The organism is Micromonospora sp. SH-82 (assembly GCF_051132485.1).
Classification (GTDB): Bacteria; Actinomycetota; Actinomycetes; order Mycobacteriales; family Micromonosporaceae; genus Micromonospora.
The window spans coordinates 6089277-6101429 of the sequence record NZ_CP148049.1 but is presented as its reverse complement, the minus strand read 5'-3'; the positions used below and the strand labels follow the sequence as shown (position 1 = coordinate 6101429).

Annotated in this window: 8 protein-coding genes and 1 pseudogene; 7 read left to right on the top strand and 2 right to left on the bottom strand. The window is 73.5% G+C overall.

What is annotated here, in order from left to right:
* The first annotated feature begins 35 nt into the window (after positions 1-35).
* The 3 genes from WHN02_RS26780 (at position 36) to WHN02_RS26770 (ending at position 3743) form a co-directional block, all read left to right on the top strand.
* A complete protein-coding gene (locus tag WHN02_RS26780; RefSeq protein WP_434744088.1) occupies positions 36-1394 on the top strand; it encodes a dipeptidase in 1359 nt (452 codons plus the stop codon).
* 62 nt (positions 1395-1456) lie between these two features.
* Positions 1457-1663, top strand: coding sequence for a hypothetical protein (locus WHN02_RS26775; RefSeq protein ID WP_350899549.1), 207 nt, complete (start codon positions 1457-1459; stop codon positions 1661-1663).
* Positions 1664-1940: 277 nt separating this feature from the next.
* Positions 1941-3743: an ATP-dependent DNA ligase gene (locus WHN02_RS26770; RefSeq protein ID WP_434741384.1), complete on the top strand. Its 1803-nt coding sequence runs from the start codon at positions 1941-1943 to the stop codon at positions 3741-3743.
* Positions 3744-3831: 88 nt separating this feature from the next.
* Here WHN02_RS26770 and WHN02_RS26765 read toward each other — a convergent pair.
* Positions 3832-4626 (bottom strand): annotated as a pseudogene (locus WHN02_RS26765) (SURF1 family cytochrome oxidase biogenesis protein); the annotation flags it as partial.
* A gap of 199 nt (positions 4627-4825) precedes the next feature.
* Between WHN02_RS26765 and WHN02_RS26760 the strand changes: the two are divergent.
* Entirely contained in the window at positions 4826-6244 is a 1419-nt protein-coding gene (locus WHN02_RS26760; RefSeq protein ID WP_434741383.1) for a cobyrinate a,c-diamide synthase, read from the top strand.
* Between the two features lie 90 nt (positions 6245-6334).
* Here the strand turns inward: WHN02_RS26760 and WHN02_RS26755 are convergent, their stop codons facing one another.
* Positions 6335-8467, bottom strand: a complete 2133-nt coding sequence (locus tag WHN02_RS26755; RefSeq protein WP_434741382.1) for a transglycosylase domain-containing protein — start codon at positions 8465-8467, stop codon at positions 6335-6337.
* Positions 8468-8588: 121 nt separating this feature from the next.
* Here WHN02_RS26755 and cobC point away from each other — a divergent pair, with 121 nt between their 5' ends.
* Genes cobC through cobA form a run of 3 tightly spaced genes read left to right on the top strand, consistent with a single transcriptional unit; the run spans position 8589 to position 12075 of the window.
* Positions 8589-9659, top strand: a complete 1071-nt coding sequence (cobC, locus tag WHN02_RS26750) for an Rv2231c family pyridoxal phosphate-dependent protein CobC (RefSeq protein WP_434741381.1) — start codon at positions 8589-8591, stop codon at positions 9657-9659.
* Positions 9659-10810, top strand: coding sequence for a nicotinate-nucleotide--dimethylbenzimidazole phosphoribosyltransferase (gene cobT / locus WHN02_RS26745; protein ID WP_434741380.1), 1152 nt, complete (start codon positions 9659-9661; stop codon positions 10808-10810). Before cobC ends, cobT begins: the two co-directional genes overlap by 1 nt.
* On the top strand, positions 10807-12075 hold the full coding sequence (gene cobA / locus WHN02_RS26740; RefSeq protein WP_434741379.1) for a uroporphyrinogen-III C-methyltransferase: 1269 nt from the start codon (positions 10807-10809) through the stop codon (positions 12073-12075). The genes cobT and cobA overlap by 4 nt, the downstream gene beginning before the upstream one ends.
* The last annotated feature ends 78 nt before the right edge of the window (positions 12076-12153 follow it).

Genomic DNA, 12153 nt, shown 5'->3' with positions numbered 1-12153 from the left:
GTCGGCCTACGATCTCGGCCATGACCACTGCCACCATGTCCGACGCCGAGGTACGCGCCGCCGTCGAGCGGGAGCTGCCCGGCGTCCGGGCCGACCTCGAACGCCTCGTCCGCATCCCGGGTGTCGCCTTCGACGGCTTCGACCACTCCCACGTGGAACGCTCCGCCGACGCGGTGGCCGAGTTGTTGCGCGGTTGCGGCCTCCAGGTGCGGATCGTGCGCTCCGGCGGCCAACCGGCGGTGATCGGGACCCGTCCGGCCCCACCCGGAGCCCCGACGGTGATGCTGTACGCGCACCACGACGTCCAGCCGGTCGGGGACCGCGCCCGGTGGGAGTCGGACCCGTTCGAGCCGGTCGAGCGTGACGGCCGGCTCTACGGGCGGGGCGCCGCCGACGACAAGGCCGGGATCATGGCGCACGTCGCGGCGTTGCGGGCCTTCGGCGACGCCCTTCCGGTCGGGGTGGTCCTCTTCGTCGAGGGGGAGGAGGAGTACGGCTCCGAGTCGTTGGAGCGGCTCCTCGCCGAGCACCGGGACCTGCTCGCCGCCGACGTGATCGTCATCGCCGACTCGGTCAACTGGGACGTCGGGGTGCCGGCGTTGACCACCTCGCTGCGCGGGATCGTCAACTGCTTCGTGGAGATCCGTACCCTCGACCAGGCGGTGCACAGCGGCATGTTCGGCGGGGCCGTGCCGGACGCGTTGACCACCCTGGTCAGGTTGCTGGCCACCCTGCACGACGACGCCGGTGACGTCGCCGTCGAGGGGCTCTCCGTCGGGGCCGGTGCTGCCGTCGACTACCCGCAGGAGCGGTTCCGGGCCGAGGCCGGGCTCGTCGACGGCGTGCAGTTGATCGGCACCGGGCGGATCACCGACCGGATCTGGACCCGGCCGGCCGTGGCGGTGATCGGCATCGACGCCCCACCCACCGCCGAGGCGCCCAACGCCCTGGTGCCCGCGGCCCGGGCCAAGATCAGCGTACGGCTCGCCCCGGGGGACGATCCGAAGCGGGCGTACCGGGCGTTGCAGGAGCACCTGGAGCGGCACCTGCCCTGGGGTGCCCGCCTCGACGTGGTGGCCGAGCATGCCGGGGACCCGTGCGCGATCGACGCCTCCGGTCCGGCCTTCGACGCGGCCCGGTCGGCGTTCCGTACCGCCTGGGACGGCACCGACGCCGTCGACATCGGTATCGGCGGTTCGATTCCGTTCATCGCCACCTTCCAGGAGATGTTCCCGCAGGCGGCGATCCTGGTGACCGGGGTGGAGGACCCGCACTCCCGGGCGCACGGCCCGAACGAGAGCCTGCACCTGGGGGAGTTCGCCAGGGTCTGCCTCGCGGAGGCACTGCTGCTGTCCCGGCTGGCCGACGGTACGGATTCGGTGTCGGAATCGTAACGACCACCCCGACGTGCGGCTTTACGGCGTGTCGTGGTCCCGGATGGACTAGGGTTTCGAACATGAGTACGAACGAGGTGATGGTGCGGCTGGAAGCCGCCGTCAGTGCTCTGGGGGACGTCTCCGTCTCCGCGTGGCCGGAGGCCACGCTCAGGGAACAGCTCGGGGAGCTCTCCACCGCACTGGTCGCGCTGGACGCGTCGCTGTCCCGGGTCGCCGACGAGGTCCGCGCCCGGGGTCTGCGCATCGAGGAGCCCGTCTCCGCCTGACCGGGCCTGCGCCCCGCCGGGGATCGGAGACGAGAGTGGGCCCGGGTCGGTGGCGGCAAACACCGACCCGGGCCACTCTGCACCGATCCGACGCGGGGTCCGCACCGGCTAGACGCGGGCCTTGATCGATCCCGTGCGGGTCTGCACCATCCCGACGCCGGGACTTCTCATCCCAAGGCCGCAGGTTCGAATCCTGCCGCGCCGGGCTGCACCCATTCGATGCGGGCAAACCCTGACAACGGCCGGCGTCGGCGGCGTCGGCTGGCAGGATGAACCCGTGCGGTTCATCGACCTGGCAGCCACCTCCGTCGCCGTGACGGCCACCAGCGGCCGACGGGCCAAGGTGGAGTTGCTGGCGGCGACGTTGCGGGACCTGGCCCCGGCGGAGGTGCCGGCCGGTGCCGGTTACCTCGCCGGGGAGCTGCGGCAACGGCAGACCGGGGTGGGCTGGGCGAGTCTGCGGGACCTGCCGCCACCGGCCGCCGAACCGACCCTCACCGTGATCGAGGTCGACGCCCTGGTCGACGAGATCGCCGACGTGCGCGGCAGCGGCTCGCAGGCCCGACGTCGGTCCCTCCTCGGTCGGCTCTTCGCCGCCGCCACCGCCGACGAGCAGCGGATGCTTGTCGGGCTCTTCAGCGGCGAACTGCGCCAGGGTGCCCAGTCGGGGCTGCTCGCCGAGGCGGTGGCCCGCGCTGCGGGGGTCCCGGTGGCCGATGTCCGACGGGCGCTGCTGCTCGCCGGTGACCTGCGTACCGTGGCGGTGGCCGCGTTGACCGGCGGAGCGGGGGCACTGGCCGGGTTCAGTCTGCGGGTGGGCCGTCCGCTGGCCCCGATGCTGGCCCAGAGCGCCCCGTCGGTGGACGCCGCGCTCGCCTCGACGGGGACCCCGGCGGTGGTCGACGTCAAGCTCGACGGGATCCGGGTCCAGGTGCACCGGTCCGGGTCCGAGATCGCGGTCTTCACCCGTAGCCTCGACGACATCACCGCCCGGGTTCCCGAGGTGGTCGCCGCCGTCCGGGCGCTCCCCGCCCGGGAGATCGTCCTCGACGGGGAGGCGATCGGCCTCGACGAGACGGGTCGGCCACTGCCGTTCCAGCAGACCTCCAGCCGGGCGGCCCGTCGCGCCACCGCCGGCCGCTCCTCGGCCGCCGACGGCGACGCGGACCCGGCCCGGACCGGTGACGCGACCCGGACCGGAGGCGCGGCCAGGACCCGCGACTCGGGCCAGACCGGTGACCCGGACCTCGCCGGTGACGCGGTCGAGGCCGGTGACCCGGACCTGGCCCCGGCCGACCGGGTGGACCTGGCGGAAGTCGGACCGTCACCGGCGGACGAGCCGGGCACCGGATCGCACGCCGCCGGTGCGGCCCAGGTCGCCCCGGCGGTGCGGTCCGCCGCCACCAGCACCGGGACGACGGTGCTGACGCCGTACTTCTTCGACCTGTTGCACCTCGACGGGGAGGATCTCATCGACCGTCCGGCGCGGGAACGCTGGTCGGCCCTCGCCGCCGCCGTCGACCCGGCCCTGCTCGTCGGCCGACTCACAGTCGAGGATCCCGAACAGGCGGGTCTGGCCTTCGCCGCAGCGATCGACGCCGGGCAGGAGGGGGTCGTGGTCAAGGCACCCGACGCCCCGTACGAGGCCGGTCGGCGGGGAGCCTCCTGGATCAAGGTCAAGCCCCGGCACACCCTCGACCTGGTGGTGCTGGCCGTGGAGTGGGGCAGCGGTCGACGCAAGGGATGGCTGTCCAACCTGCATCTGGGCGCCCGGGACCCGCACGGCGGTGACTTCGTCATGCTCGGCAAGACCTTCAAGGGGCTCACCGACGAGATGCTGCGGTGGCAGACCGAGCGGTTCCTCGCCCTCGCCGTCGAGCACGGCGACTGGGTGGTCCGGGTCCATCCCGAGCAGGTGGTCGAGGTGGCCTTCGACGGGGTGCAGACCAGCTCCCGCTATCCCGGTGGGATGGCCCTGCGGTTCGCCCGGGTGCTGCGCTACCGGACCGACAAGTCGGCCGCCGAGGCGGACACCGTCGACACGGTACGGGCGATCCACGCCGGGCGCCCCACCGCCTGAGCCCCGATCACCCGCCGGCCGTCGACCCCGCAGCCCGATCCGTAGGACGGGAGTCGGGTTCGGCGGCCCGGTCGGTCGGGCGGGGGTCGGGTTCGGCGGCGCGGTCGGTGGGGCCGGGGGTGACACCGGCGAGGCGACGGGCCTCCCGTCGGGCCACCCAGGCGTACCCGAACAGGGACATCACCGCGAACGTCCACCACTGCACCACGTACCCGAGGTTCTGCCAGTTGTTGGCGTGGCCGATGGGAACCGCCGTGAAACCGGGGTCGGCCGCCGGGGTCTGCTCGTCGACCAGCAGGTACGCCCCGAACACCGGGTACGGCAGCTCCTCGGCGAGCAGTGCCACGGCGATCCGACGGGTCTCCAGTCCACCGTCTCGGCGCTGCACCGCCGGGTTCCCGCTCTCGCTCTCGTGCACCCGGCCGACCACAGTCACCTCACCGGCGGGCAGTGGTGGCACGTCGGGGCGGGCGGTGGCACCCCCGGGTGCGGGTGGGATCCAGCCGCGGTTCACCAGGACGGCCGTCCCGTCGGCGAGCAGGAGGGGGGTGACGACCTCGTACCCGACCCGGCTCTCCGCGGTGCGACCCCGGACCAGGACGACGTTCTCCGGGTCGTAGCGGCCGGTGACGGTGACCCGGGCCCAGGTGTCCTCCACCGCCGGTCCGGGGCCTGCCGAACCCGCGCCGCCGGTGGGGACGGGGACCGCAGACGACAGCGGCACCGGGGTCGCCGTGAAGCCGGCGTCGATCCGCTCGTTGATCGCGCTGCGGGCCCGGTAACGGTCCAGCTGCCAGTTGCCGAGCTGCACCATGGCGTACGAGGCGACCAGCGTCAACGCGAGGATCCCCAGCCAGCGAGGGGTCAGCAGGAACCGGTACACAGGTTGAGGCTACCCCTCGGGCGCAGCGCCCCCGACGACTCCTCCGGCCACGGTGGGGGCGGTTGCCGACCCGGGTATCGTCACGCCCACGGTCCATCGGTGTCGGTCCTCGTCCTCCAGGTCCGTGCGCCGCCGGGGCCGCCGCGTACCCGTTTCGCCGGTCTGCCTGGGGCGTACCGTCGTCTACGAGGAGTCAGAGATGACCGTCGTGCCGCGTCTGGTGCTGAGTGCGCCTTCCTCGGGTCACGGTAAGACCGCCCTGGCTGTCGGCATGCTCGCCGCGTTCGCCGACCGGGACCTCACCGTCGCCGGTTTCAAGGTCGGCCCGGACCACGTGGACTCGGCCTACCTGGGGTTGGCCGCCGGTCGGCCGGGACGCAACCTGGACCCCCACCTGGTCGGTCCGCAGCGGATCGGGTCGTTGTTCGCCCAGGGGTCCGCCGGTGCCGGGTTCGCCCTGGTACAGGGCACCATGGGGCTGTACGACAGCGTCAACGGCCAGCCCGAGGCGGAGTCCACCGCCGCCGTGGCCGCCGCCCTGCGCAGCCCGGTGGTGCTGGCTGTCGACGTGTCCTCGATGGGGCAGTCGGTAGCGGCCCTGGTGCACGGCTTCCGCGCGTACGACGAGCAGGTCTGGCTGGGTGGGGTGATCCTCACCCAGGTCGCCTCCCGTCGCCACGAGTCCCTGCTGCGCGACGCGCTCGACGACATCGGGGTGCCGGTCTACGGTGCGCTGCGCCGACACGAGCTTCCCCCGGTCCTGCCGTCCCGGCGGCACGGGGTGGTCCCGGTGGTCCGCCGCGACGCCGAGGCGATCCGGGCGGTACGGCGGTTGGGCGAGGCGGTGGCGGGCACCGTCGACCTGGACCGGCTGCTGGTCCTGGCCCGGTCGGCGCCCCCGCTGACCGCCGACCAGCCGACCGCCGGGGTCGTGGCCGTCGGGGATCGGCCGACGGTGGAGACGGACCCCGCCGACGAGGCCCCGACCACGCCCGTGGTGACGCTGGGCGGTGTCGGACCGGTGGTGGCGGTGGCCGGGGGACCGGGGGGCAGTTACAGCCATCCGGAGACCGTGGAGCTGCTGCGGGCCGCCGGGGCCGAGGTGGTGGTCCTCGACCCGTTGTCCGACGAGGGATTGCCGACCGGCACCCGGGCGCTCGTCGTCGGGGGCGGGTTGCCCGAGTCGTACGCCGACCAGTTCTCCGCCAACCGTCGGCTCTGCATCGCGGTGGCGGAGCTGGCCCGTACCGGTCGGCCGGTGATCGCCGAGGGGGCCGGGCTGATCTGGTTGGCCCGCGAGCTGGACGGGTTGCCGATGTGCGGGGTCCTCGACGCTGTCGCCACCCGCCGGGAGGGCCTGGTCGTCGGCTACCGGACGGCGACCGCGACAGTCGACAGCGTGGTGGCGGGTGCCGGGGCCACGGTGGTGGGCTACAAGCAGCACAGCGCGGTGTTGACCCCCCGTGCCGGGCAGAACTCGGCCTGGACCTGGGAGGGCGGGTCTCCCGAGGGGTTCGTGTGGCGGGGTGTGCACGCCTCCCAGTTGACGGTGCACTGGGCCGCCGACCCCGGGATCGCCACCCGGCTGGTCGCGGCGGCCGGGACCGCTGTCCGCTGACCCGCCCGGCCCGGACGGCACGGGCGGGTCACCAGAAGGTCGGCCGGCACCCGGTCGGGTCAGCCGACGACCGGGAGCCACCCGGCTGGGTCAGCCGACGATCTGGTCCGACGGTGGGGTGAACTGGCGTACCGGCTGTCCCTTCAACGCCTCGCGCAGGGTCCGGGACACCGCCTCGATGGGGATCTGCGACTGTCCGTCACCCACCGCGTTGAACGGATTGTCCGGGTCGGAGATGAAGCTCGCCGCCGCCAGCTCCGGGGTGTATCCGACGAACCACGCCGACCTGGTGCTGTCAGTGGTACCGGTCTTGCCGGCGACCGGTCGGCCGACCGTACCCCGGACGCTGTCGGCGGTGGACCACCCGCCGCAGCCCCCCTTCGCCGGGGTGTCCCCGGTGGGGCAGCGGGCGGCGTCGGTGGCGGCCCGGGCCGCGTCGGCGCTCACCACCTGTCGGCAGCGGGGCTTGGCGACCTCCCGTTCGATGCCGGAGACCGTCGAGTACATCGTCGGGGTGCCGTCCCGGTCGGTGATGGTCTGCACCGGCATCGCCTCGCAGTACCGTCCGTCGGCGGCGATCGCCGCGTAGGCGTTCGCCATCTCCAACGGGGTGGCGTCGGAGACGCCGAGGGTGAAGGCACCCCACTGCTTGGCGTGCTCCGGGGAGGCGTGTTTGCGGTCGACGTCGGTCCGCCAGCGCAGGCCGAGCTGTTCGGCGAGGCGGACCGAGGTGTCCGCGCCGACCCGTTCCTCAAGCCACACGAAGTACGTGTTCACCGATTTGCCGAACCCGGACCACATGGTCTGGGTGCCGGTCATCGCCCCGCTGGCGTTCGAGGGGGCCCACCCGTCGTAGATCTCCGACCGGTAGCGGTGCGGCGCGTCGAAGGTGGTGGACAGCGGCATCCCGGCGTTGAGCGCGGCGAGCATCGGGAACATCTTGAACGTCGACCCGGCCTGGTATCCGGGCAGGTCACCCCCGCCGAGCAGGGGCGCCACCGTGTTGGGGTAGTTCGCCTTCACCTTCGGCGAGGCCTCCGGGTTGGAGGTGGGCGGGTTCTCGTCCAGGTTGAGGGAGTACGTCCGGTTCACCGCCATCGCCTTGACCCGTCCGGTGCCGGGTTCGGCCACCACGATGCCGTTGGCGAAGGGGCTGCCGGTCCGGTCCTTCGACCCGACGTTGTTCTCCGCCGCCTCCTGGACCTTGGGGTCGAGGCTGAGCACGATCCGGTAGCCGCCCCGGCGCAGCTTGTCCATCCGTTCCATCCGGCTCTCGCCGAACGCGGGCTGCGAACTCCACCAGTTCTTGAGGTAGTCGCAGGCGAAGCCCCAGCTGTTGTACTCCTTGGGGATGGCGGCGCAGTCGTTCGGCGGGTCTGTCAGCTTCAGCCGGATCGGTTCGCGTTTCATCGACTCCACCTCGTCCGGGGCGAGGTAGCCGAGGTCGGCCATCCGTTGCAGGACGTAGTTGCGTCGGTCGGTGGCGTCCTTGCGGTCGGAGCTGGCCGGGTCGTACTGGGACGGGGACTTGACCAGTCCGGCGAGGGTGGCCGCCTCGATCGGGCTGAGGTTGTTCGGGGTCTTGGAGAAGAAGATCTCGCTGGCCGCGTAGATGCCGTACGCCCGGTGGCCGAAGTACGCCGAGTTGAGATAGCGCTCCATGATCTCCGGTTTGGTCAGCTCCTTCTCCAGGTCGATGGCCATCCGCATTTCCTTGATCTTGCGAAGGCTGGTCTGCTGGGTGGCCTCCTGGACCTCCTGCGGGGTTGTCGCGCTGTCCCGCAGGGCCATCCGGACGTACTGCATGGTGAGGGTGGAGGCGCCCTGGGACACCCCGTTGGAGCGGGCGTTGGCCACGAAGGCCCGGGCCACCCCCTTCGGGTCGACGCCCCCGTGCTGGTAGAAGCGGGAGTCCTCGGCGGCCACGATCGCCTGCTGGATGTTCGGCGACATCTCCGACAGCTCGGTGTACTGCCGGTACTCCTCGTAGAACATCGTCAGGAGGGTCTTGCCGTCCGGGGCGTACAGGTACGAGGTCTCGGCGGGCAGGGCGGTGCTGAGCAGCTTGGTCTTGGCCTCCACGGCGTGTGCGGTGGCCTTGGCGCCGATCCCGGTCGCGGCGGCCAGTGGGTATGCGAGGGCGGCGACGACGAGGCCGGCGATGAGCCCGGCGCGCAGGAGTGGGACGAGGCGGTCGGCAACGGCGAGGGGTCGGTTGGTCACGGCCCGAAGTTATGACATTTCCGATACGTGCATGAGAAATATTCATAAACGAGTGTGTGGTGACGCGCCACACGCCGGGATCGGCTGTCCCCGGGGGCGGCTTCCCGGCAGGATCGCGAGCATGCCCGGTCAGTTGGACGCAGCGATCGACCCCGATCTCGGTCACCACGGCGACGTCGAGGCGACCGAGGGCCTGGTCGACCTGGCCGTCAACGTCCGCCGCGCCCCCGCGCCCCCCTGGCTGGCCGACCCGATCGCGGCCACCCTCACCGACCTGGCCCGCTACCCCGACCCTCGACCGGCCCGCGCCGCCGTGGCCGCCCGGCACCGTCGCCCCCCGGAGGAGGTCCTGCTCACCGCCGGGGCCGCCGAGGGCTTCGTGCTGCTCGCCCGCGCCCTGTCCGAGGTACGCCGCCCGGTCGTGGTGCATCCGCAGTTCACCGAGCCGGAGGCGGCGCTGCTGGCCGCCGGGCACCGGGTGGACCGGGTGCTGCTCGACCCGGCCGACGGGTTCCGCCTCGACCCGACCCGGATCCCCGCCGACGCCGACCTGGTCGTGATCGGCAACCCGACGAACCCGACCTCGGTCCTGCACCCCGCCGCCGGGCTGGCCGCCCTGGCCCGGCCGGGCCGGGTCCTGGTGGTCGACGAGGCGTTCGCCGACACCACGGTCGTCCCCGGCGTCGACGGGGAACCGGAGTCCCTGGCCCATCGGCGCGACCTGCCCGGCCTGGTGGTGGTCCGCAGCCTGACCAAGACCTGGGGGCTGGCCGGGCTGCGCATCGGATACCTGCTCGGCGAGGCGCCGCTGCTCACCCGGCTGGCGGCCGCCCAACCCCTCTGGGCGGTGTCCACCCCGGCCCTGGCCGCCGCCACCGCCTGCGCCGGCCCGGCGGCCGTCGCCGCCGAACGCGCCATCGCCGTCGACCTCGCCGCCGACCGCGACCACCTGGTGGCCCGCCTCGCCGGCCTGCCCGGGGTACGCGTCGCGGGCCGCCCGGCCAGCGCCTTCGTTCTGATCTCCCTGCCCGGGGCCGACCGGATCCGGATCCGGCTACGGGAGCAGGGCTGGGCGGTACGCCGGGGCGACACCTTCCCCGGCCTGGGCCCCGACTGGCTGCGGGTGGCGGTCCGTGACCGGTCGACGAGCGACGCGTTCATCGAGGTGCTGACGGGAATCCTGGAGGCGTGATGCTGGAGAACACGATCGCGGCGATCGGGCCGCTCGACGAGTCGGCGATGCGGGCCGCCCGGGAGCGGCAGAGCCGCCTGACCAAGCCGGTCGGGTCGCTCGGCGCACTGGAGGAGCTCGCCGTCCGCCTCGCCGGACTGGCCGGCGACTGTCCGCCGCCCCTGCCCGAACCGGCCGCAGTGGCGATCTTCGCCGGTGACCACGGGGTGCACGCCCAGCAGGTGACCCCGTGGCCGCAGGAGGTCACCGCCCAGATGATCGGCAACTTCCTGGCCGGTGGGGCGGTGGTCAACGCCTTCGCCAGGCAGGCCGGTGCCTCGGTCACCGTCGTCGACGTCGGCGTCGCCACCCCCCTCGCGGGCGGGGTCCCCGCCGACCCGGCGCCGGAGGGCGCCACCGGTGCCGGGCTGCCCCGCCCCCGGGCGGAGAAGGCCGGTCCGCCCCGGCTGGTCGCGGCGAACGTCCGGCCGGGCACCCGGGACATGACTGTCACCGCCGCCCTCACCCGCGACGAGGCGCGCAGCGCGGTGGAGATCGGGGCCCGGGTCGCCGACGACCTGATCGACGGGGGGGCCCGGATCCTGCTCACCGGGGACATGGGCATCGGCAACACCACCCCCTCCGCCGCCCTGATCGCCGCGTTCACCGGCGTCGACCCGGCGGAGACGACGGGCCGGGGAACCGGGGTCGACGACGCGACGTACGACCGGAAGGTGTCAGTGGTCCGGGCCGCCCTGAGCCGACACCGACCCGACCCGACCGACCCGCTGGGGACGCTCGCCGCCGTCGGCGGCCTGGAGCACGCCGCGCTGGCCGGGCTGATCCTGGCCGCCGCCGCCCGCCGGACCCCGGTCCTGCTGGACGGGGTGATCGCGGTCTCCGCCGCCCTCGCGGCGGCGGCCTTCGCCCCGGCGGCGGTCGGCGCGATGGTCGCCGGGCACTGCTCGGCCGAACCCGGTGCCCGGGTCGCGCTGCGTCACCTGGGTCTGGACCCCCTGATCGACTTGGGCCTGCGGCTCGGCGAGGGCACCGGGGCGCTGCTGGCCCTGCCGGTGGTCACCGGTGCGGTGCGGGTCCTGCACGAGGTGGCCACCTTCGACTCCGCGGGGGTGGCCGAGAAGGGTCCCGGGAACGGGGTGGAGGGAACGTGAGCACCAATCCGTACCCCCTCGGGCTTCGGCTGGCCGGTCGACGCGTGGTGGTGGTGGGTGGGGGAGCGGTGGCCACCCGCCGGGTGCCCGCCCTGCTGGACGCCGGGGCGGACCTGCTTCTGGTCTCCCCCCTGCTGACCCCCGCCCTGCAGACCCACGTCGACGCGGGGCGACTGCGGTGGGCGGCCCGTCGGTTCGTGCCGGCCGACCTCGACGACGCCTGGTTGGTCCAGGTGGCCGTCGACGACCCGGTCGCCGCCGAGTCGGTGAGCGCGGCGGCACACGAACGCAGGATCTTCTGCGTCCGGGCCGACGACCGTTTCGCCGCCAGCGCCTGGACCCCGGCGGTCACCCGCAGCGGCCCGGTCACCGTCGCCGTCCTCGGCGGCGGGGACCCCCGGCGCGCGATGCAGACCCGCGATGCCATCCGTGACCTGCTCGGTGCGGGAAAGAGCCCCCTGCCGACGCCACCTGTGGAGCGGGTCGCCCCTGCCGGCACCCCGGACTCCGGCGACGACGACAGCCCCCGACCGGTGGGGCGGGTGTCGCTGGTCGGCGCCGGTCCCGGTGACCCCGAGCTGATCACTGTCAAGGGCTGGCGGCTGCTCACCGAGGCGGAGGTGGTGGTCGCCGACCGGCTGGTGCCCGGTCTGCTCCTGGACGAGCTGCGCCCCGACGTCGAGTTGGTGGACGCGTCCAAGATCCCCTACGGGCCGTCGCGGACCCAGGAGGAGATCAACGAGATCCTGGTCGACCGGGCCCTCGCCGGTCGTACCGTGGTCCGACTCAAGGGCGGGGACCCGTACGTCTTCGGACGGGGCGGCGAGGAGGTGCTGGCCTGCGCGGCGGCCGGCGTACCGGTGACTGTGGTGCCCGGGGTGAGCAGCGCGGTCGCCGTGCCGGCGGTGGCCGGTGTGCCGGTCACCCACCGCGGGGTGGCCCACGAGTTCACAGTGGTCTCCGGGCATCTCGCCCCGGACTCACCCGCCTCCCTGGTGAGCTGGCCGGCGTTGGCCCGACTCCGCGGCACCCTGGTGATCCTGATGGGGTTGAAGAACCTGCCCGCGATCGCCGACACGTTGACCCGCAACGGCCGAGACCCGGCCACCCCGGTCGCCGTGATCCAGGAGGGGACCACGCCCGGCCAACGGAGTCTGCGGGCCACCCTCGCCACCGTCGCCGCCGAGGTGCGCGCCGCCGAGCTGCACCCGCCGGCCATCGTCGTCGTCGGGGACGTCGTCACCACCCTCACCCCACCCGGGTAGAGACGACCACGGGGTCGGCGGTAGCGAGTACCGCCGACCCCGTGGTCGACACCGGTGGAGCTCAGGTGATGCGGTGGT